The sequence below is a fragment of the Bradyrhizobium sp. YCK136 genome (assembly GCF_044570075.1).
Lineage (GTDB): Bacteria > Pseudomonadota > Alphaproteobacteria > Rhizobiales > Xanthobacteraceae > Bradyrhizobium > Bradyrhizobium diazoefficiens.
The window spans coordinates 7,028,830-7,052,580 of sequence record NZ_CP172424.1 but is presented as its reverse complement, the minus strand read 5'-3'; the positions used below and the strand labels follow the sequence as shown (position 1 = coordinate 7,052,580).

The window sequence follows — 23,751 nt, the reverse complement described above, 5'->3', positions numbered from 1 at the left end:
GCGGGGCCAGCTCTTGTTGTGATCCTTGCCGAACCACGAAGTCGCGTAGCCGTTCGCCTTCAGAATGGTGCCGATCGTGCCTTTCTCGATCGGGATGATCGAGTCGTAACCCGGGAAACCCGTTGCGATTTCGCCGACCACCCCATAGCCGACCGAGTGATGGTTGCGTCCGGTGATCAACGCTGCGCGGGTCGGCGAGCATAGCGACGTCGAATGGAAGTTCGTGTAGCGCAAGCCGGCCTTTGCGATCCGGTCCATGCTGGGCGTCGGGATGATGCCGCCGAAGGTGCTCGGTGCGCCAAAACCCTGGTCATCCGTCATGATCACTAGCACGTTCGGCGCGCCCTTGGGCGGCACGACGCGCGGCGGCCACCATGGCGTCGACTCGGATGCCTTGTCCTTGATGACCCCACCGAACTTCGGATCGGGAGGCGGGAGCTGGTTGCCGGGAATGGTGATGGTCGCGGCCGGGGAGCCCGGAGGCGGCGTGGTCGGTTGCGCTTGCTGCGCAAATGCAGGGGCGGATATCGCCGATGTCAAAAATAGTATGGAAACAATCGCACGAAAATTCATTGCATGCCCTCCTGAGAGGTGCGCAAAACGCGCGGATGTTGTCATCCTTCAGGATCATGCAGAGAGTGACGTTGATGCAGATCAACCCACCGGGGGCGACGCCGAGGGGCAGCGTCGGTCGCCCGGCTATCCTAACCAGCAGGGCATGCTCATCTTTTGTATGGGTTTACCGGTGCCACGCGGGTCAAGCATCTGCAACACGCCAGCACATTGGAGAGCAGAACGCGCTCACACTCGCCATCGTGTACCGGACGGCCGAACGACGGAGCTTGAGCGAAATCAACGGGACGAAATTTCAGGGTCGCACACTTCCAAGGGCAAGCTTTCTTGACCTTCACCCCGGATCGACAGCGACCCGCTATGCGCGTCCACAAGCTCAATCATCCCGTCGCCGGTGCCGTGCTCGCGATCACCTTGGTTGCAGCAATTTCGTTGGCGTCCTGGCAGAAGCTTCCTGCGAAGCACCGGCTTGCAATCAAGAGCGATCGTCTCGAGCAAATCGATCCTCGTGACCCGGGGCTCGGTTGTGCGCAAGCCGTGTGGCCCTATGGATGTGGTTGGCAACTGCCTCCGGAAGGACGAGAGACGAAAAGGCACTTCCCAAAACGGCGGCAGGGATTGCTTTGGTTTTTCTCATGACCAGGCGCGAGGTCTTCACCGCAGCGGCTCGACCTTTGCAGCCATGTCGGGCGCACGGCTGACCCTGTAGGTCGCGTTGCCACACTTCAGCACCCACACGGCGTGGTCGGGCTTTGATCGTTGTCGATCCCTGACTGCACCGAGTGGCTTGTCACAGGCAAAGCCTTGCATGCGTATCTGCGCCGCGAGCATGCTCTGCGGCGTTTCCTGAGCGGCTTGGGCGGGCCCTGTCGTCAGTCCGCCCATCGTGCTTGCCAGCACCAGTACACCAAGCGTCCTGTAAACGTTACCCTCCTGCTGTGACCGGGGACCTGCCTTCGCGAGCTTTGGCATGAATCATGTGGCCGGAACCTTCCGTTCGCCAACGAACCTACTGCTTGTCTCGCATTGTCTTCGCGACCGTCTCCTTTTCCGCGGGCGACATCTCGTTCGGCCCGAGCTTCACCGTCAGCTTGTTGAGCTTGCCGGTGAAGCGGAATGGCACCTGATAGTCCTGGTCATCCACCGACGTGCCGGTATCGAGGCCGACGTTGAAGGTCTCATCCCACATCAGGGTTATGGGAAGACTGCGCGGCATCGGATGGCTGTCCACCACCTTGCCGTCCACCTTCAAGGTGCCGGTGCCGCCCTTGCCCAGGCCCGGTCCGTCATATTTCCAGTCGAACTCCAGCGTGTGCTTGCCCGGAGCGAGCGTCTCCTTGGCCTGCCACTACTTGACGCGCTCCAGGGCGACCAGATTCCAGGTAAACACCGGCTGGCCCTTCAGCAGGTAGAAGCCGTAGCCGGCGAACCGGCCGCCGTCGGTCATCAGCATGCCGTCGCCGCCGCCTTGGGGAACGTCGACCTCGGCGGTGACCGTGTACGACCGGTTCAGCAGGCTCGGCGCGGAGCCTGTTTCCGGGAACGGCACGTTGCTCAGCTCACCCGAATAGGTGAACTGGGTCCGGCCCGGAGCGTAGCTCGGCTTGTGCGAAATGAACCTGGTCAAACGCGTGTCGTCGAGCGGGAACACCTGGTACTTCGCAGCTTCCATGGTGAACAATTGCTGCATGTCGCGCAGCTTGTCCGGCATCTTGGCGGCGAGGTCGTTCGACTGCGTCCAGTCTTCGTTGATATTGTAGAGCTCCCAACGGTAGGCGTTCATGACGTCCGAGGGCGGCTCCGCCAAACTGAGGTCCCAAGGCGGGCTCAGCGGAGGCGTCGAGGCCATCCAGCCATCCTGATAAACGGCCCGCTTGCCGAACATTTCGAAGTACTGCGTCGTCCTCCGGCTGGGCGCGCTGCCACCTTCCCAGGTGTAGGCCATGCTCACGCCTTCGATCGGCTTCTGGGCGATGCCGTTGACCGTCACCGGCTCGGGGACGCCAACCGCCTCGAGGATTGTCGGCACGACGTCGATTACATGGTGGAATTGGTGACGGATGCCGCCAGCGTCCTTGATTCGCGCCGGCCAGGCCATGGCCATGCCGTTGCGGGTGCCGCCGAAATACGACGCGATCTGCTTGGTCCATTTGAAGGGCGTATCCCAGGCCCACGCCCAGCCCACCGCGTAGTGGGGGTAGGTCTGGTCGGAACCCCAGGCGTCATAGAACTTCATGTTCATTTCGACCGTCGGGTGCACGGCGTTGGCAACCGCGAACTCGTTGTAAAGACCATGGAGCGTGCCCTCCGGGCTCGCGCCGTTGTCACCGCTGACGTAGATGACGAGCGTGTTGTCGAGCTTGCCGGTGTCCGCGATGGCCTGGATGACACGACCAATCTCGTAGTCGGTGTAAGCTAGATACGCAGCATAGACGTCGGCTTGCCGGGTGTAGAGCTTCTTCGCCTCGGGCGAAAGCGTATCCCACTTCGGGATGCTGTCCGGCCAGGCCGTTAGCTGCGCGTTCTGCGGAATCACACCCAGTCGTTTCTGGTTAGCGAAGATCTGTTCACGCAGGTCGTTCCAACCCTTGTCGAACAGATGCAAATCGCTGATCTTCTTGATCCACTCGGGCGTCGGATGGTGCGGCGAGTGCGTGCCGCCGGGCGCGTAGTAGATCATGAAGGGACGGTCGGGCTGGACGTCGTTCAGCATCTTGATGCGCCCGATCGCCTCATCGGCCATCGCGGTGATCAGATTCCAGCCGGGATTTCCCTGGAAGGGTTGGATCGGAGTGGTGTTGCGGAAGAGATTGTTCGGCTGCCATTGGCTCGTGTCATCGCCTGGGAAGCCGTAAAAGTAGTCGAAGCCCTTGATGGGTCCGGTCGGCCAGTTGTGGAAGGGGCCAGCCTGGCTCGCCTCCCACTGCGGCAGGTTGTGGTCCTTGCCGTACCACGAGGTGTCGTAGCCGTGCTGCCGGAGGATCTCGCCGATGGCGACGGCGTCGCGCGGGATGATGCTGTTGTAGCCGGGGTAGCCGGTCGCCTGATCGACGACGACGCCAGTGCCCACGGAGTGATGGTTGCGGCCGGTGAGGAGCGCAGCGCGCGTTGGCGAGCACAGCGCCACGGTGTGGAACGCCGTGTAACGCAGACCCGTCTGGGCGATACGGTCCAGCGCCGGCGTCGGGATCACGCCGCCGAAGGTGCTTGGCGCGCTAAAGCCGACATCGTCCGTCATGATCAGAAGCACATTGGGCGCGCCCTTTGGCGGGACAATGCGCGCCGGCCAGTACGGCTTCGATTGCACGGCGTTGGGATTGATCTCGCCCCTGAACGGCTGCGGCGGATTCGGCAGGTACCTGCCGTCGATCGTGGTCGTCGCCCCGGGCGAACCGGGAGTGCCAGTGGTTTGCTGGGCGTTGGCGTTGAGGGCTGTCAACGGCATCAGCAAGAGAGCAGCGAGCAGAAAGCGCGAACTAATTCGGCGATGCAGGCTCGAGGCGCTCATCATTGGCTAACTCCCGAAAACCGAACTGATCTGACTTGGCTGGAAACCGAAATCTTCTCTCCTGGTCGGCGGTACGTAGCCCCTACGTGAACCTCGGGGCAGTTTCCGTCTTAATCTGATCAAGACGGATCGCGCGCGAGCGGTGCTTTGAGCAGCTCATGGCGTTATGTTTGCGGTGCAAATGCTGGAGGCGTGACGGTGAAGGCAGGGATCAGCGCAATAAGTATCTTGCGAGTATCCATTGCAATATACTCCGAACACGCGCGAACACTCTACTTCGGATCGCATCCGGCTGTCGAGCGCTGATCCAACTCGATGACACCCGAACGATGCCGGAGACATGAGCGACACAAAAGGCTGAGGTTTGCTCGCTTATCATCCCGCACGAGTGCGTGACGAATGTCACAACGACTTAACCAAGAGCGTTCGATGTGGCCGCCGCCTGAGCTATGGCGGAATCTGGGTGATGACGGTGTGAGGAAGGCGGCGTATCGAGGCGGGTGACGAGCCTGCCAGAACCTCTCGAGGAGAGCGATACGCCATGACCGAGACTACCAATGTTCTTGCTTTCCGTCAGCCGTCCGCGGTTGATGATCCACTGACCGATATCGTTCGAGCCGGCGCGCGGGACCTGCTTGCCAGGGCGATCGAGATCGAGGTTGGCGCGTTTCTGGCCAGCACGGCCAATCTGACGCTGCCCGACGGTCGAGCGCGCCTGGTCCGACATGGGCACGGTCCGGTGCGCGAGATTGCGACCGGCATCGGTCCGGTGGAGGTCGCTCGTCCCAAGGTCCGCGACCGCGGAGCGAGCGGGCCAGGCGACCGCCTCCGCTTCAGTTCGGCAATCCTGCCGCTATGGGCGCGGCGGACGAAGAGCCTGGATGCCTTGATCCCGGTCCTCTATTTGCGCGGCATCTCGACCGGCGACTTCCAGGAGGCGCTCTCGGCGCTGCTCGGCAAGGATGCGCCGAACCTGTCGCCTTCGGTGATCGCCGGCCTGAAGGCCGATTGGCAGGTCGAGTACGAACGCTGGCAGAGACGCGATCTGTCGGCGCGTCGCTATGTCTACATCTGGGCCGATGGCGTGTACCTGCAGGCCCGCATGGAAGATCACAGCGAATGCATGCTGGTGCTGATTGGCACCACGCCGGAAGGCAAGAAGGAGCTGATCGGCTTCCAGGTCGGCGTGCGCGAGAGCGCGCAGAGCTGGCGCGAACTCCTGATCGACCTGCGGCAACGCGGGTTACGGATTGCCCCGCAACTCGCCATCGGCGACGGCGCCCTCGGCTTCTGGAAGGCACTGGACGAGGCCTTTCCCGGCACGCGGCACCAACGATGCTGGTGCCATAAAGTGAGCAACGTACTCGACAAGGTCGCCAAATCCGTGCAGGGCCCCATGAAGAACGACCTGCGGAACATCTATCTGGCCCCACACCGGGCCGAAGCTGAAACCGCGATCGACGTCTTCGTCGAGAAATACCACGTCAAATACGGACGTGCGGTGGAGTGCCTGATCAAGGATCGCCATGCGCTGCTCGCCTTCTTCGACTTCCCTGCTGAGCACTGGATCCACCTACGCAGCTCGAACCCGATCGAGAGCGTCTTCGCCACGGTGCGCCACCGAACGGTGCGGACCAAGGGATCGCTGTCGCAACAAACTGCGAAGCTGATGGTGTTCAAGCTCATCGACGCCGCATCGAAGACCTGGCGGCGATTGAAGAGCACGAACCAGTTGCCGAAAGTCATCGCCGGTGTAAAGTTCATCGACGGAATCGAAGTCATTCCGAACACTGAAAGCCACGCCGCCTGATCAGGCCGCGTCACCCAAAATCAGCCATAGCTCCCGCCGCCTCTGGCAGGGGCACTATCTTGCAGTCTTCTTGCTACACACGGGCGCTGCTTGCCTAGATATGGATACCTCCGGTCAACGATGCTGTCGGTAATCCTACGGGCCAGCGGCGATGCTGAGTGCTTTTAGCGCAACATGTTGAGCCGAATCTGACGAAGTCGTTACCTTGGAGCGAGACATTGAATCGCCGATCGATACACTGTCATTCGTCGGCGGGAGGACGAGCGGATGAAGCGGTACCTATCCGAACCAAAGTCTCATTGTCGGCTTATTCGCGCAACGATCGGTCTGGCTGTGGCATTGGCCGGAGTTTCGTCCGACCCAGCATATGCCGACGAGGATGGCGTTTCATACTGGCTTCCGGGGCGCTTCAGCAGCCTCGCGGCAGTCCCTGCGGTCCCCGGCTGGTCGATGGCCGAGGTCTATTATCACACCAGCGTGTCGGCCTTCGGTAACGCAGCCGCGGCAAGAGAAATCCGCGTCGGCCGGATCCCCGCTAACGTCAATGTCGATTTGAATCTGCGTTTAAACGCGCAGGCGGACCTTGTCCTGCTCAACCCGACCTACACGTTCGCGACGCCGGTACTTGGCGGACAATTGGCAATCGGCATCACCGGCTTGTTTGGCCGATCCGCCGCAACCCTCGACGGAACGCTGACAACAGCGGTCGGGCCCTTTGTGACGACCCGCACGGGGACCCTCTCTGATTCAATCACCTCGGTGGGCGATCTGTATCCGCAAGCAACGCTGAAGTGGAACGCCGGCGTCCACAATTTCATGACCTATTTGACCGGCGACATTCCTGTTGGCGCCTACTCTCCAACCCGTCTTGCTAACCTCGGCATCGGACACGGCGCGATCGACGGCGGCGGCGGCTACACCTATTTCAATGAGAAGGCGGGGCACGAATTTTCCGCAGTCGCCGGGTTCACCTACAATTTCAAGAATCCTGACACGCAATATCGGAATGGCGTCGATTTCCACATCGATTGGGGTGCTTCGCAGTTTCTCTCGAAGCAGCTCTTCGTCGGGCTGGTCGGCTACTACTATCAACAGGTCACGGACGATTTTGGTCAGCCCCCGATCCTTGGGGGTTTTCGGTCGCGCGTGGTGGGAGTCGGTCCTCAGATCGGATACCTGTTTCCGGTCGGTGACCTGCAGGGATATTTGAACCTGAAAGGGTACGGCGAGTTTGCCGCAGAAAATCGGCCAGCCGGCTGGAATACGTGGCTGACTTTCTCGCTGTCGCCAATGGCGCCGACCAGCACGGTCGCGCCGACGCGAAGGATCGTGACGAAGTAAACGCGGCCTACGTTCGTCATCGCGCTTCGATTCTCTCAGCGATTCAGTGACGGGCTTTGGCGACCTGATCCCCCAGTTCGCACTGCGCTGGAATGCGGGCGTCAACAACTATATGACCTACGTCATGGGTGACATCCCGGTCGGCGCGTGCCAGTCCGCGCGCCTCGCCAATATCGGGCTCGGACATGGGACGATCGATGCAGGCGGTGGCTACACCGATTTCAATCCGCAGACCGGCCATGAACTCTCTGGCGTGCTCGGCTTCACCTACAATTTCAAGAACACTGACACGCAGTATCAATGCGGCGTCGGCATGTACTTCGACTGGGGCGCCTCTCAAATCCTGACCAAGCCAATCCAGATCGGTCTGGTGGGCTACGTCTATAAGCAGCTCGGTTGCGATAGCGGCTCCGGCGATCGCCTCGGCTGCTTCCGCTCGCAGGTCGCGAGCGTCGGCCGGCAAGTCGGGTTCATCTTTCCGGTTGGCGACATGCAGGGCTATCTGAACCTGAAGGCCTACAAGGAATTTGCCGCGGAAAACCGGCCCGACGGCTGGAATGCCTGGGTGACGTTTGTCATCTCGCCGGCAGCGCCTGCGCCGACCGCGCCACCGAAGCGGATGACTACAAAGTAGTACCCACATCGCGCTGACGATCTCTCTGGAGACCAGCGGCAACACCTGTTGCGCGCATCATCAAGGCTGACGCCCATGGGCGGTCGGCCTTTGCTTCCCATTCAAGAGCGCGAGTCGTTTGAGATGGATCAAACCGATTGATCGCGGCTCATCGATTATTGACAACTAGGAAAAAAGGGCATCCGGGCGTGTACTGCTTCGAGGAGGCAGGCCATGGCGCAACAAGTACTGGGTGGGACTGCCGAAAACCTCGGCCTTGAGGGCCGCGACGTCGGCGAAGCAAAGTCGACTTTCGATCGCTTGTTGAGAGCTTATTTCGCAAGGCTGGTCGGAGAGTTTCCGGCGCTGAGCGACGTCAGCCACGAGCCTCCCCCTGGTCGACGAAATCGCCACTCCCCCTCGAACGAGCCGCACGTAGCGCGCGACGGAGTGGCGTAGCTCTCGCGCCCTGCGCAATGCGGGAACGCCGACGTGAGCTTGATCTGGATCAAGGCCGGTCCCGTAACGTCGTGCCCCGTTATGCCCGACGTTCGCCGAGTGCCGGAGAGTTCACATGTCTCTTGCTGCATCACGTGCCCGCACCGTGTTTCGTCCGTCGCAATCGCGGGCACAGCACTCGCTCCGGCGACTATCCCCATCCGCCTTGTTACCGAACGACGGGCCGTTTGACCGGCGCGGTCGGTTTACCGCCTGCGCCCGGCCAGCAAAGGAGCGCTGATCCCATGAAGAAGACGTGCTTGCTTACCGTCCTTTGCGGGCTTGAGGTTGTCCTGGTCACGGCCGCCCTCGCCAAGGCGCCGCACGCAAAGATCGCGGCGGCCGCCGATGTTCGCCGGCCTGCTCCTCCGGCGGTTAGCTGCGGGAACGGCTTCATCTGCAGGCAAGACCTCTTCGATCGCAACAACAGGAGCAACCTGCGATCCGATTGGCCCGGTCCCCCGGCTCAACCGGGGCAATTCTAGCGCGGTGCCTCGTGGTGGCAGTTCAAGGGGGGTCATTTGATAGAGCTTGAAGGAGGTCAAGATGACGATGGCAGCATTATCCGCAGCGCTCCTCGGGACCCAACTGCTCGTGATGCCCGTCTCCGATCGCGTCCCCGAATTGAAGGTAGAGGCGACGTGCCAGGCGACCACGGCTGATGACAAGGCAATGGGGCTTGCCCTTTCCCAGAGCTTCGCAGACTGCATGCGCGATGAGTTGGCTGCGCAGCAACAGCTCAGCACGGTGTGGAGCGCTGCGCCAAATCCCCTTCGCGATAGCTGCGAAGGGGAAGCCTCGGCCGGCGGAAGTCCGAGCTATGTCGATCTTCTCACCTGTATCCAAATGGCGGAGTGGGTGAAGTCGCCCACGACGGCACCGCGTTTGAGAGGAGCGAGCAAGAACCGAAATTCGCAGTGATCCGGCGCTCGCTCGCGGAGCGCAGCTAGCTCCTACTGGAAGCCCATTCGCCAGGGGCTCTCCTGATCATTTGAACGAAGGAGTGATTTGTATGAAACATTTTCCGATCGTTGTCGCCGTGATGACAGCTGCGCTTGCGCCGACTCTTGTGTCAGCCCAGTTGATCAATCTGACCGGCATCTACAAATGTGTTCGAGTATGCCGGGGAAATTTGCCGGCTTACATTACCCAAAACGGGACTGAACTTAATCTCTTGACGGAAGCGGGGCAGCCGTCCCGCGCGTGGCCCGACTGGTACTGGCCGGCAACCCGGATCTGGATCGACGCATTCAACCAGAGTGCGGTCTATTCGCCGGATGGCATGCTCATTCAGTTCGACAATGGCACCATCTGGCAGCGCGATTTGGGGCCCGTCCCGCCACCGCCGCGCTCTCGCCGGTAAGAGACGGCAGGTGGCAAATTTCGCCATCGGTGCGCCCGTCGCTGTTGGGCGCAAGACTCGAAACGAATAGCGATTCAACAACGGAAGAAGGAGGTCGACCATGAAACATACCTGCAGAAACTGGTGCTTTGGAGCTGCCATTATTGCCGTCGCCGCGATCGGTTCCGTGCAATGGTCGCACGAGCGTGGTCCGTCATTTTCGGTCGACAGCGCGCAGGCGAGGGTATCGACGCCCGCAAGTGTTGCCGGAGTCGCGCGACGGACCACGCGCCGCGCTGTCGTGGGCGGCGCGGTAGCGGCAGGCGCTGCGGCCACCGTCGTGGCGCCGGCATGCGCCCGTGTGCTGGTGAACGGAGTATGGGTCTGTCGCTAGGCAGCGCAAACGATCGAAATCTGATCTGTTCACCGAATAACGGCACGAGCAGCAAGACCATCAGAGATGTCAATATGACTACTGCGCGGCGGGTTGCCTGGTGCAGTGTTGCCAAGGCCGCTCAACCCTGGCGGCGTAGAAAGCCCGTGATCGTGACCTTGTCCCAGATGCCGGCCGCGGCGAAGGGATCGGCGCGGTTGAAGGCTTCGACCTCCGCTCGGCCCGGCGCCTCGATCAGAAACAGGCTGCCGATCATGGTTGCGCCGTCGTCGGAGACGAGCGGCCCCGACATCACGATCTTGACGCCGAAGCGCGAGGTGTCGCTGAGGAAGGTCTTGTGGGCGTCGTAATTGGCGAGCCGGGTCGGCAGCGCGCCGGTGCGGTCGATGGCATGAATGGCGAACAGCATGGTGTCTCCGTTTATGTCTTGGTCTTCTTGGGACGGCCGCGGGTGCGGCCGTCCGTGCTTGTGATGATCGGTTGGGTTACTTGGCGGCGAGCTTGCCGGCGTCCTCGAAGGTCGGGCAGGTCCGCTGCTCCAGCGGCACGTCGAACGGCTGGAAATTGTCCTTGGTGATGACGGTCGGCTTCAGCACGATCTCGCCGATGACGGGCTGACTACGCAAGGAGCGGATCGCCATCATGGTGCCGAGGCAGCCTTGCGCAAATCCGTCGTAATCGCCGCTCGCGAGCAGCTTGCCGGACTTGATCGCGTCGATCGCCTCCTTGGTGCCGTTGATGCCGATCACCTGCGCCTTGCGGTTGGCGCCGTCGAGCGCCTCGATCGCACCGACCGCCATGGCGTCGTTGGCGGCCAGCACGCCGTCGATCTGCGAATTCGACTGCATCAGGTTTTCCATCACCTGGAGCGCCTGGAGCCGCTGGTAGTTGCCGGGCTGCGAGGCCAGCAGCTTGGCGCCCGCGTTTTCCTTCAGCGCGTCGTTGAAGCCGCGGACGCGGTCGACATTGGTCAGGGAGCCCTTGACGCCCTCGATGATGACGATGTTGCCCTTGCCACCCAGCGTCTTGAGCAGGAAGCGTGCGGTTTCCAGCCCAAGGCTGTAATCGTCGGCGCCGACGAAGGACAGGAATTTTCCGCCGGCCGAGCGGTCGGTGATGTTGACGACGGGGATCTTGGCTTCGTTGATCTTCTCGACCCCCGGCACCATCGCCTTGTAGTCCACCGGCGTGAAGACGATGGCGCTCGGCTTCTTCACCACGACGTCCTCGATCTGGCTGAGCTGCTCGGGGATCGAGTCCGGCTTGGTCGGGATGTACTGCAGCGTCTTCGCGTTCAGCGCTTTCGCCATGTTGTCGGCGCCGACCCGCACCGTCTGGAAGAACGGGTTGGTCTGGTTTTTGGTGAAGACGGCGATGGTCTCGCCGTCGGCACGCACCTCGGTGGTGATCGCGGCCGCCATCAGCAGTGGCAGCGCCAGATAGCCCAGTTTCAGTCTCATGTTGCCTCCATCCCTCATTTTGCTTGTTGGAACTCTAGGAACTCATTGCGCGCGGCGGCGGGTCTTCATGTCGAGCCAGACCGCGAGGATGACGATGACGCCGGTGACGAGCGGCTGCCAGTTGGCGCTGACCGAGAGCAGGTTCATGCCGTTCAGCACCAGCGTCAGGATCAACGCGCCGATGAAGGTGCCGAACACGGTGCCGACACCGCCGAACAGCGAGGTGCCGCCGATCAGCACGGCCGCGATTGCCGGTAGCGTCAGGCTCTCGCCGATGTCGGCCTCGGCCGAATTGAGCCGCGACAGGAAGATGATCGAGGCGAGCCCCGCCATGGTGCCGGAGACGGCATAGACCAGCAGCAGGCGCCGCGCGACCGGAATGCCGGAGAGCCGCGCCGCGACCGGATTGGCGCCGATCGCGTAGATCTCCTGGCCCCAGATCGTGCGCTGGGCAAACAGCGTTCCGATGCCGAGGAAGACCAGCAGCAGGTAGACCGGGATCGGCAGGCCGAACAGATAGCCGCTGCCGATCTGGCGGAAGCCTGCCGGAAAACCGTGAAGGGTCTCGCCCGCCATGTACCAGTAGGTGAGGCCGTTCAACACCCAGAGCATGCCATAGGTCGCGATAAAGGAGGGGATGCGCAGTGCGGTGACCATGACACCGTTGAGAAGGCCGACGATACCGCCGCAGGCAAGGCCGGTGAGGATGCCGAGTGCCGGCGAGCCGGTCTTGTGGATCACGGTTCCGGCGATACAGGCCGACAGCGCGACATTGGCGCCGACGGAGAGATCGAGGCCCGCGGTCAGCACCACCAGCGTCAGGCCGGAGGCGATGAAGAAGGTCAGGCTCGCCTGCCGGAGCACATTGAGGATGTTGCCGAGGCTGAGGAAGGAATCGCTGAGCACGGCCAGCACGGCGCAGATCAGCAGCGCCGCGAGCAGGCGATAGAACACCTGGATCGCGTCCTGCGACAGGAAGGAGCGGGGCGGCACGATCGCCTCCTTGGTGATGTCGGTCATGCGCGGCTCCGCAGGCCGTCGAGGAATAGTGCGACGATGACGAGGACGCCGACGCTTGCGACCTGCACCGAAGAAGGCATCGAGATCAGGTTGAGCCCATTGCGAAGCACGCCGACCGCGATCACGCCGAGCAACGTGCCAAGCAGCTAGCCATTGCCGCGCTCAAAGGATGTACCGCCGACCGCGACCGCTGCGATCGCATCGAATTCAAGGCCGAGGCCCGCGGTCGGATGACCTGAATTCATCCGCGCGGTCATCAACAGGCCCGCGATGCCGGCCATGGCGCCGCCGAGCGCATAGACCGCGATCAGCAGCTTGTTCGGTGAGAGGCCGGCATAGCGCAGCGCCTCGCGGTTGCCGCCGAGCGCGAAGATGTAGGTGCCGAAGCGGGTGTGATAGAGCAGGCCGTGAAACGCGGCGTAAGTCACCAGCGCCATCACGATCGGCACGGGCACGCCCAGTAGCGTCGCCGAGTAGATGTCGCGCACGCTGTGAGGAATGCCGACCACGCTCTGGCCGTCGCTGACGATCAGCGACAGGCCCTGGGCCATGCCGAGCGTGCCGAGCGTTGCGACGAATGGCGGAATGCCGAGAATGGCGACCAGCCAGCCGTTGACGGTGCCGAAGGCGGCGCCGACCAGCAGGCCGGCACCTAAGCCCAAGAGCATCGACTTGGTCGCGAGCGATACGATCGCGACACAGAGCGAGGTCAGCGTCAGCACCGCACCCATCGACAGGTCGAGCCCCTCGGTCATGATGATCAGGGTCATCGGCAGCGCCAGCATGGTCAGGATGGTCGACTGCACCAGCACGTTGGAGAGGTTGGCGACCGACAGGAAGCCGGGTGCGATCGCGCTGAACAGCGCGATCAGCAGCACCAGCACGATGGCAACGCCGGGAATGCGTTGCAGCGGATTGGGCTCGGAAACGACCGCAGCTTCACGCATGATGCATCCCCAGTCGCACGATGTTCTCCTCGGTCAGTTCGTTGCGCGTCAGGTGTCCCGCGATGCGGCCCTCGCGCATCACATAGGCGCGGTCGCAGACATGGCAGATCTCGACCTGCTCGGACGAGATCATCAGTGCGGCGGCGCCTTCCGCGACCAGGCGGTCGATCAGCGCAAAAATCTCGGACTTGGCGCCGATGTCGATGCCTCGCGTCGGCTCGTCGAAGATGAAGAGCTTCGAGCCGGCGGCCAGCCACTTGCCGATCACGACCTTCTGCTGGTTGCCGCCCGAGAGCAGGCCGACGGTCTGGCGCGCGCTGGGCGTCGCGATCCTCAGCTGCCGGATCAGGCCGTCGGAGGTGCGCTGCGCCGAACGCTGGTCGAACAGTCCGCTCGGGAACAGTTTTCGCAGCGCCGACACCACCAGATTGTCGCTCACCGACCGCAGCAGAGCGAGGCCCTCGCTCTTGCGGCTCTCCGGGATCAGCGCGATGCCGCGGCGGGCGGCGAGATCAGGCTCGCCGGAGATGGTCTTGCCGTCGAAGATGATCTCGCCGGAGCTGACGGGATCGGCGCCGAAGATGGCGCGCGCGACTTCGCTGCGGCCGGAGCCGACCAGGCCGCACAGGCCGACGATCTCGCCCCGGCGCACCTCGATGTTGATGTCGGAGATCCCGGTCGAGGAGCTCAGGCCCTTGACCTGCAGCAGCACCTCGCCGGGCTTGTCGGCGAAATTGCGCGGATAGGTCATGTCGACGGTGCGTCCGACCATCATGCGGACGAGCTGGTCCGGCGTGACGTCGGCCGGGCGGACGCCGTCGATGCGGCGGCCGTCGCGCAGCACCGTGATGCGATCGCCGAGCGCGAACACCTCCGCCATGCGGTGCGAGATATAGACGATCGACACGCCGTCGGCTTTCAGCCGCGCGATCAGCGCGAACAGGAGCTCGGTCTCGCGGTCGGACAGCGCCGCGGTCGGCTCGTCCATGACGAGGATGCGGGCGTTCTGGCTGATCGCCTTGGCGATCTCGACCATCTGCTGCTGCGCCACCCCGAGCTTGTCCACGATCGTGGAGGGATCGATGTCGAAGCCGATGGTGCCGAGCACGCGTTTGGCGTCGGCGAGGATCTTGCGCCGGTCGATCGTGCCGGGGATGCGGCCCTTCGGCTCGCGGCCGAGGAAGATGTTCTGGGCGATGTCTAGATGGGGGACCAGCGAGAACTCCTGAAAGATCACGGCAATGCCGAGCTTCTGCGCATCCGCGGCGGAGCCGATCGCGACCTTCTCGCCCCTGTAGTAGAACTCGCCGGCATCGGCGCTGTAGGCGCCGCACAGCACCTTCATCAGGCTCGACTTGCCGGCGCCGTTCTCCCCGAGCAGCATATGGACTTCGCCGGGGAAGACGGCAAAGGACACGTCATCCAGCGCCTTGACGCCGGGAAACTCCTTGCTGATGCCGCGCAGCTCGAGCAGTGGCGTGGGTGAGGTGACCTCGATCGGAAGCGCGTCGCTCATGCCTTGGCTCCGCTCGCAAAGATCTTTCCGGGATTCATCAGTCCATCAGGATCGAGCGCGGTCTTGATCTGTCGCATCACATCCACGGCCTCGCCGAGCTCGTCAGCGAGATAGTCGATCTTGCCGAGCCCGATGCCGTGTTCGCCGGTGCAGGTGCCGTCCATGGCAATGGCGCGGGCGACCATGCGGGCCTGGAGCGCCTTGGCGCCCTCAGCTTCGTCCGGTTTTGCCGGATCGATCAGGATCAGCATGTGGAAGTTGCCGTCGCCGACATGGCCGACGATCGGCGCGGTGAAGCCGTGCTCGTCCGCATCGCGCCGCGTCTCGGTCAGGCATTCCGCCAGCCGCGAGATCGGCACGCAGACATCGGTGATCACGGCGCGCGCGCCGGGCCGGAGGCCTAGTACCCACTTTTCTTGGAACGTGAGTCGTGATTCAAGGTCGGGATGATACCCGAAGCAAGAGAAGTCCACCTTTCGAGGAAAGATCGCAAGGTGCTTGAGGCGTGCTGTCGCTCACCGGTGACGTTGCAGCGCGATTTGAAGCGGGCGCGGATAGTTCTGTTGGCGGCGGATGGGCGCAGCACCCGGTCGATCGCCAAGGAAGTTGGGGTCCAGCCGCGGATTGTCAGCCTTTGGCGGCATCGCTATGCCGACCATGGCCTTGAAGGGCTGCAAGACAAGCCGCGGCCTGGCAAGCAGCCGATCTATACGAAGACGACCGACAAGCGGATTCTGAAGCTGCTGGATAAGCCGCCACCGCAAGGGTTTGCGCGCTGGACCGGCCCCCTGCTGGCCGAGGCGCTGGGCGATGTCGATGTCCAATATGTCTGGCGGTTCCTGCGCAGCCACAAGATTGACCTGGTGGCTCGCAAGTCCTGGTGCGAGAGCAACGACCCGAACTTTACGGCCAAAGCCGCCGATGTTGTCGGCCTCTATGTCGCGCCGCCGGCGAAGGCCATTGTGCTGTGCGTGGACGAGAAGCCCTCGATCCAGGCTTTGGAGCGAGCGCAGGGTTATCTGAAGTTGCCCAATGGCCGCGCCTTGACCGGCCAAAGCCACGATTACAAGCGGCATGGCACCACAACATTGTTTGCGGCGCTCGAAGTCGCCACCGGAAAGATCATCGCGACCCATTCAAAACGCCGGCGCCGCGTCGAGTTTCTCGATTTCATGAACAGCGTCACCGCGGCTTTTCCGAACCGCAAGCTTCACGTCATCCTCGACAACCTCAACACCCATAAAAAGAACGAGGACTGGCTCAAGGCCCACCCCAACGTGCAATTTCATTTCACGCCGACAAGTGCGTCATGGCTCAATCAGGTCGAAGTATGGTTTTCCATCTTGCAGGGGCAGTCGCTCAGCGGCACCTCCTTCACGAGCCTCAAGCAGCTTCAGGAACACATCGATGCCTACGTCAACGCATACAACGACAGAGCCGAGCCCTTCGTCTGGACCAAGAAAAAGGTCCGTCAACGCCGTTTCAAAGGCCGCCGTATCACTCAGCTCTGATTCCGGGTACTAGGCCCGCATAGAGCGTGTTGTCGCGGGCGTGCCAGAGCCGGCTGCGGTCTTCCTGCGCCTTGGCCCAGGCAAAGCCATGACCGCCATGGTCGGCGGCGATCGCCTCTGCGGCCTCGGCCTGCTCGGCGACGGAGGCCTCGGAGCCGTGGAATTCGAAGAACAGGGTCGGGGCCTCGCGATAGCCGAGCTTTGCGTAGGCATTGATGCCGCGCATCATGACGTCGTCGAGCAGCTCGATGCGCGCCACGGGGATCGCGGACTGGATCACGGAGATCGCGGTGTCCACGGCATTATGCAGGGTGTCGAAGCTGCAAACCGCGGCCGAGATCGCCTGCGGCACGGGATGCACCTTCAACGTGATCTCGGTGATGAGCCCGAGGGTGCCTTCGGCGCCGACGAACATGCGCGTCAGGTCGTAACCGGCGGCCGATTTGCGGGCGCGCCTGGCGGTCCGGATCACGCGCCCGTCGGCCAGCACCACTTCCAGCGCCATGACGTTGTCCTTCATGGTGCCATAGCGCACCGCCATGGTGCCGGAGGCCCTCGTCGATGTCATGCCGCCGATCGAGGCGTCGGCGCCCGGATCGATCGGGAAGAACAGGCCGGTGCCGCGCAGCTCCGCATTGAGCTGCTTTCGCGTGATGCCGGGCTGCACCACGACGTCCATGTCGCTGTCGTGCACGGCGAGCACCTTGTTCATGCGCGCGAAGTCGAAGCAGACGCCGCCGGCAACGGAGGCCGCATTGCCCTCGAGCGAGGTGCCGGCGCCGAACGGGACGATCGGCATGCCCGCGCTTGCGCACAGCTTGACGATGTCGACCACTTCCTGCGTGGTTTCAGGAAAGACGACGATGTCGGGCGGCAAATTGCGATAATGCGACTCGCTCTGGCCGTGCTGATCGAGCACGCCGCGCGCGACGCTCGCGCGCGGGCCGATCATGCCGGTGAGGCGATCGGCCAATGCTCCTGTGCTGACCCGCGGTCCCATCCTTGCTCCCTGTCTGCCCCGATGACGGACTCTTGCCGGTCCGCTGCGTTGTGGTTCGGCTTAGGCGGCTCTTGCGCTGCTCGCAACCTGCTTCAGGCCGAAATCGTAGTTGAGATGGAAATAGTCGGTGTCCACCATGCGACCATCCGGCGCACGGCCCGCCGGGTGGCGGACGAACTCGCGGATCAGGCTGTCCTTGACGCCGAACACCACGTCGCTGTCGAGATATTTGTCGCCGGCGACGAACACATGGGTCACGAGCTGCTCGAAGCCGGGCGCCGAGATCATGAAATGCACATGCGCCGGACGCCAGGGATGGCGGCCCTGCACCTCCAGCATCTCGCCGACCGGGCCGTCATGCGGGATCGGATAGGCGGCCGGCTTGATCGACCAGAAATGGAAGCGGCCATTGGCGTCGGTGTGGAAGCGCGCGCGCATCGCGAGATCGCCGATCTGGTCGAGCTGCTGCACGTCGTAATAGCCGTCATCGTCGGAATGCCAGACGTCGACGACGGCGCCCGCCAGCGGACGTCCGTCGACGGTCGAGACCGATCCGGTGACCAGCATGGGATCGCCTTCCATGGGACCGGAGATGTCGGAGCCGATGTCCTTCTCCGGCGCGGCCTGGACGAAGAACGGGCCGAGCACCGTGGTCTCGGTCGCACCTTCCGGCACCGGGTGGTTGATCGCGTCGACCAGCATGGAGACGCCGAGCGTGTCCGACAGCAGGATGAACTCCTGGCGCTTGTCGTCGCACATGTGGCCGGTGCGGGTCAGGAAGTCGATGCCGTATTCCCATTCCTTCTGGGTCGGGCGGACCTCGCGGACGAAGGCGTGAAGGTGGCGCACCAGCGCCTCGCTGACCTGCTTGATGCGCGGATCGGTTGCGCTTGCGATCCGCTCCAGCACCGCCTCCGTGATCGTGGTCTCGTTGAAGTTACGCATGGATGTCTCCGTTGATCAGAGCTTCGGTTCGCCGAGGCCGGACAGCCGCTCGAGATGCTTGACGGTCGCGATGAAGTCGGCCTCGCCGTCGCCCTGCGCGACCAGCGAGCCATAGGTCTCGCGCACTTGGGCAGCGAGCTGCAGCGGCACGCCGACGGCGTGGCCGGCGCCGAGAATGAGATCGAGGTCCTTGGCCATCTGCTTGCAGGAGAAGGTCGATTCGAAATCCCGCGTTCGAAGCGGCGCGGTCTTGTACTTCACCATCGGCGAGGCCACCGCGCTGTCGTCGAGCACTTTCAGGATGTCTTGCCAGGCGATGCCGCCCTTGCGCGCCAGCGCCAGGCTCTCCGCCATCATCGCGGCCGACACCGCGATCATCAGGTTGACCGCGAGCTTGGCGTAACGGGCCTCCTCGCCGGGCCCGAGATAGGTCTGGGCGCGGGTGAAAGCGGCGAACAACGGTTTTGCGTTGTCGAAGGCGTCCTTCGGACCCGAGACGAAGCAGGTCAGCGCGCCGGTGTGGACGATGCTGGCGTTGCCGGAGACCGGCGCGCGCAGATAGAGAACGCCGCGCGCCTGCGCGCTGGCCGCAACTTCGGTGGAGGCTTCGACACTCACGGTGCTGGTCTCGATCAGAACGGCTCCGGGGGCCATCGCGGCGATGACGCCGGTGGGACCGAGCAACGCGCCGCGCAAGGCTGCGTCGTCCGGCAGCGACGTGATGACCGCTTCCTTGCCGCTTACGGCCTCGGCCGGTGAGGCGGCGATCGAAATGCCCTGTGTGCGCGCCTCGTTGGTCCGTGCCGCGCTCCGATCGAACGCGGTGACGGCATAGCCGGCCTTGGCGACGAGCTGCGACATCGGCAGGCCCATCTTGCCGATCCCGATGAACGCGACATGTTTTAAAGCGTCAGTCATTGTTGTTGTCCATTGGCGCCTTCAGGCGGCGCGTCCCTGTCGTTCGATATCCTGCACCAGCCGCCGGCCCGATTGCGCCAGCAGCTCCTTCTTCGCCTCCAGCCCCTCGACCAGAAGCCGGCCGTCCCGTTTCTTCCAGGCGCCGCCGATCATGACGGACTCGATGTTGGCGAGGCTCGTCTGCATCACGACGGTCGCGACGGGATCGTGCACCGGGACGAGATTGAGATCGGATGCGTTGATGATGACGAGGTCGGCGAGCTTGCCCGGCGTCAGCGAGCCGATCTGGCTCTCCCGGCCGAGCATGCGGGCGCCTTCCATCGTGATCCAGCGCAGCGCCTCGCGCACGGGGATGGTGGTGGTCGCAGGAATGGTGCCGCTGCCCCGGCGCGACTCCGCATTGTCGAGCGCCCGCTGCATCGACAGCGCGACGCGCGCGGCGGAGAAGAGATCGCCGGCCAGCACGGATTCCAGATCAATGCCGATCGTCGGCCGGACGCCGCGCTTCAGCAGCCGTCCCGTGATCGGGAAGCCGTGGCCCTGGATCATCTCGTTCTCGGGCGTGACCGAGAACGACACGCCGAGATCGACCATCCGATCGAGGAGATCGTCGGGCAGATCGTTGCCGTGGACGATATTGACGCCGGCGCCGACGAGGCCGGCCGCGATCAGCTTCTCCCAGCCATCCGGCGTCTTGGCCGGACCGCCGCCCTGGTGCATCGAAGCGATCAGCTTCAGCTCCCGCGCCAGGCGGAAGTCGTGCATGGCGACGTCGAGCGTCGAATAATGCGGACCGAGGATCGCAAGCCCGAGCGTGACGAGACCGTCGCGGTCGGCGAGGGGGCCGGCGAGCAGCCGCTCGACCTCGCGGCGCGGATGCGGCACTTCCGAGAAATGCGGCTCGCCGGGCTTCGGCTCCGGCTTGGGCGAGCCGTGGAAGAACGCGGCGCGGATGCCACTCTCGATCAGGCCGCGCACGGCGGCATCGGTGTGATCGGGCGTCGGATTGTTGTGGCACCAGTCAACCAGAGTGGTGGTGCCGCAATTGATCTGGTTCAGCGCGCCGACCAGCGTGGCGATGTAGATGTCGTCGGGCCGGAACACGGTCGCGAGCCCGGCGTGCATGCGGCGGAAATATTCTAGCAGCGTCCAGTTCGCGGCATAGCCGCGTAAGCCCGTCTGCCAGGTGTGCATATGCGCGTTGACGAGGCCGGGGATGACGATGCGCCCCTTGCCGTCGACGATCTCGGTCTCGGCCGCGCCGCTGCCGAGGTCGATCGACGGCCGCACGTCAACGATGCGGCTGCCTTCGACCAGCACGTCGCCGGTGCGGAGGTCGCCGATAGCATCATCCATGCTGATGATGGTGGCGGATCTGATCAGCGTGCGCCGCATCGCTTCAAGCCACAGCTTTGGTGGTAACAGGCGGCTCGCCGGCCCAGGCGCGCGCGATCAGGTCGCGGATGGCGCCTCGCTCGAGCGGCCGCGGATTCCAGTAGGCGTTGGTGACGGCGAGATCGGCCGCCTTGTCGATGCCGCTCTCGGGCATGCCGACATCGCGTAGCGCCAGTTTTGCATTCAGCCGTTTCGCTAGCTCGTAGAGTCCCTGCGACGCATCGGCCGCGCCGATCGCGCGCGCGACGCGCGCCATCGCCTCGGGCACGGCGGGGGCGTTGTAGGCCAGCGCATGCGGCAGCACGATGGTGTGCGTCTCGGCGTGCGGCAGATCGAAGGTGCCGCCGAGCGTGTGGCAGAGCTTGTGATGCAGCGCCATGCCGACCGTGCCGAGGCAGACGCCGCACAGCCAAGCGCCATAGAGCGCCTCGGTGCGGGCCTCGCGATCGTCGCTTCTGGCGGCAATGGCGGGCAGGGCACGCGCGAGCGCGCGAATGCCTTCTTCCGCCATCAACGAGGTTACGGGATTGGTGTCGCGCGCATAAAGCGCCTCCACCGCATGCGCGATCGCGTTGATGCCTGACGTCGCAGCCAGGCTCGCCGGCAGCGTCAAGGTGAGATCGACGTCGTAGATCACGGTCTCCGGCAGCACGGCCGCATCGCGCACCGTGGTCTTCAGGCCGTTCTCGGTCTGGCCGATGATCGGCGTCATCTCAGAGCCGGCATAGGTGGTGGGGATGCAGAGCTGGTTGACGCCGGTGCGCAAGGCGAGCGCCTTGCCGAGGCCCGTCGTGGATCCGCCGCCGAGCGAGACGACGCAATCGGCATCGCACGCCTTCATCGCCGCGAGCGCCCGTTCGGTAACGTCAACCGGCGTATGCATGGTCGCACCCGGAAAGATGCCGGCATAAATCGGGCCGAGCGCGGTCCCTAAGCTTTTGCCCTGCGCCTCCTGCTGCGGCGTCGTCAGCACCAGTGCGCGCTTGCCGCCGAGTCGCTCCACCTCGGCCTTGGCGGTAGCCAACGTTCCGCTGCCGAACACGACGCGGCAGGGCAGGTTTTCGAAGGTGAACGAACCGATCATGCGCCGGTCTCTTTGATGGGATAATCGACCTGAAAGCGGCCGATCCGCAAGTCGCCAAGCGCCTCGCGCACGCGCAGGTGCTCCGGGTGGGTGGCGTAGGCCGCAAGCGCGGCCTGGTCGGTGAATTCGGAGAACAGCACGACGTCGCAGGCGTAATCGACAGCGCTGACGTCGAGGCCGACTTCGATATGAGTGAGGCCGTCGATCCGGCCGCGCAGGCCCTCGAACAGGGTCTTGACCTTGGCCCGGGCGGCGGACCGCTCCTCGGGGGTCTCCCCGCGCAGCCGCCACATCACGATGTGCCTGATCCGGCCCGACATTTCCCAGTTTCCTCGCCTGTCATCTTGCTTGTGTTGGGGCCATTTTGGCTTGCGGGATACGGAAATAAAGGCCAATACTTGTAAGTCTCTTTTCCTAAAAGTGGAAAAATGGATCGCCTGCTCCAACTGGAGGTGTTCGCCAAGACGGCCGAGCTCGGCAGCCTGTCCAAAGCAGCCGAGGCCTTGCGCGTGTCGAACGCGGCCGCGAGCCGCCATCTCAGCGCGCTCGAGGAGCGCCTCGCCGTTCGCCTGATCGAACGCAACACGCGCCGCCTGTGGCTGACGGAGGCGGGGCTAGAGCTGCTGGAGCGGTCCAGCCGGGTGCTGAGCGAACTGGCGGAAGCGGAGGACATCGTCAGCGATCGCGCGCTGTCGCCGCAGGGCATGCTGCGGGTCACGAGCTCGCTGTCCTTTGCGGTGATCTACCTGGCGCCGATGCTGCCGGCCTTCCGCGCGCGCTATCCGAAGCTCAACATGCAGATCACCACCGCCAACCGCTATCCCGACTTCATCGAGGCGGGCATCGACGTGGCGATCCGCACGCGCGAGCAGGAGCCGGATTCGAACATCATCGTCCGCCGCATCGGCCAGATGCGTCGCGTGCTGGCAGCCGCGCCCTCCTATCTCGCAAGCGCAGGCGAGCTGGAACAGCCCGCCGATCTCGCGCGCCACAACATGCTCGTCTACAACCTTGCGAACGATCCCTATTCGCTGCGCCTGCGCAAAGGCAACGGCGCGCAGACGGTGCGCATCACGCCGACGCTCGACAGCAATGACGGCCAGGTCATCCGCGGTGCGGCGCTGGCGGGTCTCGGCATCCTCATCCAGCCGCTCTACATCGTCCAGAGCGATATCGCGGCGGGCCGTCTCGTCCCGGTCCTGCTGGATTGGGAGCTGCCTCTGCTCACCATGAACATCGCCTACCAGAACCGTGCCGGGCTGCCGGCCAAGATCAGGGCCTTTTCCGACTTCCTCGTCACCCACATCCGCGAGCATTCGCAGCCGGGGATATGGATGGACGCGGCGAAGTAAGTGACAGACACTGAAATCCCGACTGTTTCCGAGAAGGCATATCCATTGAAATCCAGGACATCCGGGACGGCGTGGCGGCATGCCAATATCGGCCGCCTGCTCAACAACGCGGTGCGACGTTTCGAAGGCCGCGTGCTCGAATTGATGAGCGAGCGGGGGCATGACGAGACGCGCATCGCCCATGTCAGTCTCACCCGCAATCTCGACGTGGAGGGGACGCGGCTAACGGAGCTCGCCCGCCGCGCGTCGATGAGCAAGCAGGCGATGGGCGAGCTGGTCGATCAATGCGCCGAGCTCGGATTGGTGGACCGCATCGCCGATCCGACCGACCGGCGCGCGCGCATCGTCATGTTCACGCCGGCCGGACGCAAATGGCTCGATGCGTTCCGCGATGCCGTCGACATCGCCGAGCAGGAGATGCGCGCCGAGCTCGGCAAGGCCACGATGGAGGCGATCTTGAAGGGCCTGGCGGTCTATGGCGCGCAGTTCGACACGCTCGACGACGCCGAATAGTCAGGCTACTT

The 23,751-nt window shown here is 63.7% G+C and carries 18 protein-coding genes and 6 pseudogenes; 8 read left to right on the top strand and 16 right to left on the bottom strand.

Annotated elements, in window-relative coordinates; translation table 11 throughout:
• Positions 1-15: 15 nt before the first annotated feature.
• The 4 genes and pseudogenes from ACFLEY_RS34050 to ACFLEY_RS34035 all read right to left on the bottom strand — a co-directional run.
• Positions 16-573 (bottom strand): annotated as a pseudogene (locus ACFLEY_RS34050) (sulfatase-like hydrolase/transferase); the annotation flags it as partial.
• A 279-nt stretch (positions 574-852) separates the two neighbouring features.
• Entirely contained in the window at positions 853-1,071 is a 219-nt protein-coding gene (locus tag ACFLEY_RS34045) for a hypothetical protein (protein ID WP_161536004.1), read from the bottom strand.
• Positions 1,072-1,227: 156 nt separating this feature from the next.
• Positions 1,228-1,545 (bottom strand): hypothetical protein, encoded by a 318-nt coding sequence (locus ACFLEY_RS34040; RefSeq protein ID WP_249163525.1) that lies wholly within the window; start codon positions 1,543-1,545, stop codon positions 1,228-1,230.
• A gap of 37 nt (positions 1,546-1,582) precedes the next feature.
• Positions 1,583-4,084: pseudogene (locus ACFLEY_RS34035) on the bottom strand (arylsulfatase).
• Positions 4,085-4,622: 538 nt separating this feature from the next.
• Between ACFLEY_RS34035 and ACFLEY_RS34030 the strand changes: the two are divergent.
• From ACFLEY_RS34030 to ACFLEY_RS34010, 5 genes and pseudogenes are all read left to right on the top strand, one after another.
• Positions 4,623-5,891: an IS256 family transposase gene (locus tag ACFLEY_RS34030; protein ID WP_038952271.1), complete on the top strand. Its 1,269-nt coding sequence runs from the start codon at positions 4,623-4,625 to the stop codon at positions 5,889-5,891.
• Between the two features lie 267 nt (positions 5,892-6,158).
• A complete protein-coding gene (locus tag ACFLEY_RS34025; protein ID WP_011085453.1) occupies positions 6,159-7,232 on the top strand; it encodes a transporter in 1,074 nt (357 codons plus the stop codon).
• A gap of 19 nt (positions 7,233-7,251) precedes the next feature.
• A pseudogene (locus tag ACFLEY_RS34020) lies at positions 7,252-7,866 on the top strand (transporter); the annotation flags it as partial.
• Positions 7,867-8,889: 1,023 nt separating this feature from the next.
• Complete coding sequence (locus tag ACFLEY_RS34015) at positions 8,890-9,264, top strand: hypothetical protein (protein ID WP_211434369.1); 375 nt, start codon at positions 8,890-8,892, stop codon at positions 9,262-9,264.
• Positions 9,265-9,355: 91 nt separating this feature from the next.
• On the top strand, positions 9,356-9,706 hold the full coding sequence (locus ACFLEY_RS34010) for a hypothetical protein (RefSeq protein ID WP_060910942.1): 351 nt from the start codon (positions 9,356-9,358) through the stop codon (positions 9,704-9,706).
• 494 nt (positions 9,707-10,200) lie between these two features.
• On the opposite strand, the gene ACFLEY_RS34005 is transcribed toward ACFLEY_RS34010, so the two are convergent.
• The 6 genes and pseudogenes from ACFLEY_RS34005 to ACFLEY_RS33980 all read right to left on the bottom strand — a co-directional run.
• On the bottom strand, positions 10,201-10,488 hold the full coding sequence (locus ACFLEY_RS34005; protein ID WP_011085458.1) for a YciI family protein: 288 nt from the start codon (positions 10,486-10,488) through the stop codon (positions 10,201-10,203).
• Between the two features lie 76 nt (positions 10,489-10,564).
• Positions 10,565-11,539, bottom strand: coding sequence for a sugar ABC transporter substrate-binding protein (locus ACFLEY_RS34000; RefSeq protein ID WP_060910943.1), 975 nt, complete (start codon positions 11,537-11,539; stop codon positions 10,565-10,567).
• A gap of 42 nt (positions 11,540-11,581) precedes the next feature.
• On the bottom strand, positions 11,582-12,559 hold the full coding sequence (locus ACFLEY_RS33995; protein WP_011085460.1) for an ABC transporter permease: 978 nt from the start codon (positions 12,557-12,559) through the stop codon (positions 11,582-11,584).
• A pseudogene (locus ACFLEY_RS33990) lies at positions 12,556-13,506 on the bottom strand (ABC transporter permease). The gene ACFLEY_RS33995 and the pseudogene ACFLEY_RS33990 overlap by 4 nt, the downstream one beginning before the upstream one ends.
• Complete coding sequence (locus ACFLEY_RS33985) at positions 13,499-15,022, bottom strand: sugar ABC transporter ATP-binding protein (RefSeq protein WP_060910944.1); 1,524 nt, start codon at positions 15,020-15,022, stop codon at positions 13,499-13,501. The pseudogene ACFLEY_RS33990 and the gene ACFLEY_RS33985 overlap by 8 nt, the downstream one beginning before the upstream one ends.
• Positions 15,019-15,426: pseudogene (locus tag ACFLEY_RS33980) on the bottom strand (FAD-linked oxidase C-terminal domain-containing protein); the annotation flags it as partial. The gene ACFLEY_RS33985 and the pseudogene ACFLEY_RS33980, both read right to left, overlap by 4 nt.
• A gap of 42 nt (positions 15,427-15,468) precedes the next feature.
• Here ACFLEY_RS33980 and ACFLEY_RS33975 point away from each other — a divergent pair.
• On the top strand, positions 15,469-16,533 hold the full coding sequence (locus ACFLEY_RS33975; protein ID WP_026192128.1) for an IS630-like element ISRj1 family transposase: 1,065 nt from the start codon (positions 15,469-15,471) through the stop codon (positions 16,531-16,533).
• Here the strand turns inward: ACFLEY_RS33975 and ACFLEY_RS33970 are convergent.
• The 6 genes and pseudogenes from ACFLEY_RS33970 to ACFLEY_RS33945 form a co-directional block, all read right to left on the bottom strand.
• A pseudogene (locus ACFLEY_RS33970) lies at positions 16,526-17,533 on the bottom strand (FAD-binding protein); the annotation flags it as partial. The gene ACFLEY_RS33975 and the pseudogene ACFLEY_RS33970 sit on opposite strands and share 8 nt — an antisense overlap.
• Positions 17,534-17,593: 60 nt before the next feature.
• Positions 17,594-18,478 carry an intradiol ring-cleavage dioxygenase gene (locus tag ACFLEY_RS33965; RefSeq protein WP_060910947.1) on the bottom strand — a complete coding sequence of 295 codons (885 nt, stop codon included), beginning with the start codon at positions 18,476-18,478 and terminating at the stop codon, positions 17,594-17,596.
• A gap of 15 nt (positions 18,479-18,493) precedes the next feature.
• Positions 18,494-19,396: an NAD(P)-dependent oxidoreductase gene (locus ACFLEY_RS33960; protein ID WP_060910948.1), complete on the bottom strand. Its 903-nt coding sequence runs from the start codon at positions 19,394-19,396 to the stop codon at positions 18,494-18,496.
• A gap of 21 nt (positions 19,397-19,417) precedes the next feature.
• Positions 19,418-20,791, bottom strand: coding sequence for an amidohydrolase family protein (locus tag ACFLEY_RS33955; protein ID WP_060910949.1), 1,374 nt, complete (start codon positions 20,789-20,791; stop codon positions 19,418-19,420).
• 4 nt (positions 20,792-20,795) lie between these two features.
• On the bottom strand, positions 20,796-21,875 hold the full coding sequence (locus ACFLEY_RS33950) for a maleylacetate reductase (RefSeq protein ID WP_060910950.1): 1,080 nt from the start codon (positions 21,873-21,875) through the stop codon (positions 20,796-20,798).
• Entirely contained in the window at positions 21,872-22,195 is a 324-nt protein-coding gene (locus ACFLEY_RS33945) for a Dabb family protein (protein ID WP_028175559.1), read from the bottom strand. The genes ACFLEY_RS33950 and ACFLEY_RS33945 overlap by 4 nt, the downstream gene beginning before the upstream one ends.
• 108 nt (positions 22,196-22,303) lie before the next feature.
• On the opposite strand from ACFLEY_RS33945, the gene ACFLEY_RS33940 reads away from it, so the two are divergent.
• Positions 22,304-23,227 (top strand): LysR family transcriptional regulator, encoded by a 924-nt coding sequence (locus tag ACFLEY_RS33940; RefSeq protein WP_060910951.1) that lies wholly within the window; start codon positions 22,304-22,306, stop codon positions 23,225-23,227.
• 45 nt (positions 23,228-23,272) lie between these two features.
• Positions 23,273-23,740 carry a MarR family winged helix-turn-helix transcriptional regulator gene (locus ACFLEY_RS33935; protein WP_028175557.1) on the top strand — a complete coding sequence of 156 codons (468 nt, stop codon included), beginning with the start codon at positions 23,273-23,275 and terminating at the stop codon, positions 23,738-23,740.
• Positions 23,741-23,751: the final 11 nt, after the last annotated feature.

Coding starts and splice junctions, on each gene's coding strand:
- ACFLEY_RS34040 (WP_249163525.1), bottom strand. CDS start 1,545: ATGCCAAAGCTCGCGAAGGCAGGTCCCCGGTCACAGCAGGAGGGTAAC.
- ACFLEY_RS34030 (WP_038952271.1), top strand. CDS start 4,623: ATGACCGAGACTACCAATGTTCTTGCTTTCCGTCAGCCGTCCGCGGTT.
- ACFLEY_RS34025 (WP_011085453.1), top strand. CDS start 6,159: ATGAAGCGGTACCTATCCGAACCAAAGTCTCATTGTCGGCTTATTCGC.
- ACFLEY_RS34015 (WP_211434369.1), top strand. CDS start 8,890: ATGACGATGGCAGCATTATCCGCAGCGCTCCTCGGGACCCAACTGCTC.
- ACFLEY_RS34010 (WP_060910942.1), top strand. CDS start 9,356: ATGAAACATTTTCCGATCGTTGTCGCCGTGATGACAGCTGCGCTTGCG.
- ACFLEY_RS34005 (WP_011085458.1), bottom strand. CDS start 10,488: ATGCTGTTCGCCATTCATGCCATCGACCGCACCGGCGCGCTGCCGACC.
- ACFLEY_RS34000 (WP_060910943.1), bottom strand. CDS start 11,539: ATGAGACTGAAACTGGGCTATCTGGCGCTGCCACTGCTGATGGCGGCC.
- ACFLEY_RS33995 (WP_011085460.1), bottom strand. CDS start 12,559: ATGACCGACATCACCAAGGAGGCGATCGTGCCGCCCCGCTCCTTCCTG.
- ACFLEY_RS33985 (WP_060910944.1), bottom strand. CDS start 15,022: ATGAGCGACGCGCTTCCGATCGAGGTCACCTCACCCACGCCACTGCTC.
- ACFLEY_RS33975 (WP_026192128.1), top strand. CDS start 15,469: ATGATACCCGAAGCAAGAGAAGTCCACCTTTCGAGGAAAGATCGCAAG.
- ACFLEY_RS33965 (WP_060910947.1), bottom strand. CDS start 18,478: ATGCGTAACTTCAACGAGACCACGATCACGGAGGCGGTGCTGGAGCGG.
- ACFLEY_RS33960 (WP_060910948.1), bottom strand. CDS start 19,396: ATGACTGACGCTTTAAAACATGTCGCGTTCATCGGGATCGGCAAGATG.
- ACFLEY_RS33955 (WP_060910949.1), bottom strand. CDS start 20,791: ATGCGGCGCACGCTGATCAGATCCGCCACCATCATCAGCATGGATGAT.
- ACFLEY_RS33950 (WP_060910950.1), bottom strand. CDS start 21,875: ATGATCGGTTCGTTCACCTTCGAAAACCTGCCCTGCCGCGTCGTGTTC.
- ACFLEY_RS33945 (WP_028175559.1), bottom strand. CDS start 22,195: ATGTCGGGCCGGATCAGGCACATCGTGATGTGGCGGCTGCGCGGGGAG.
- ACFLEY_RS33940 (WP_060910951.1), top strand. CDS start 22,304: ATGGATCGCCTGCTCCAACTGGAGGTGTTCGCCAAGACGGCCGAGCTC.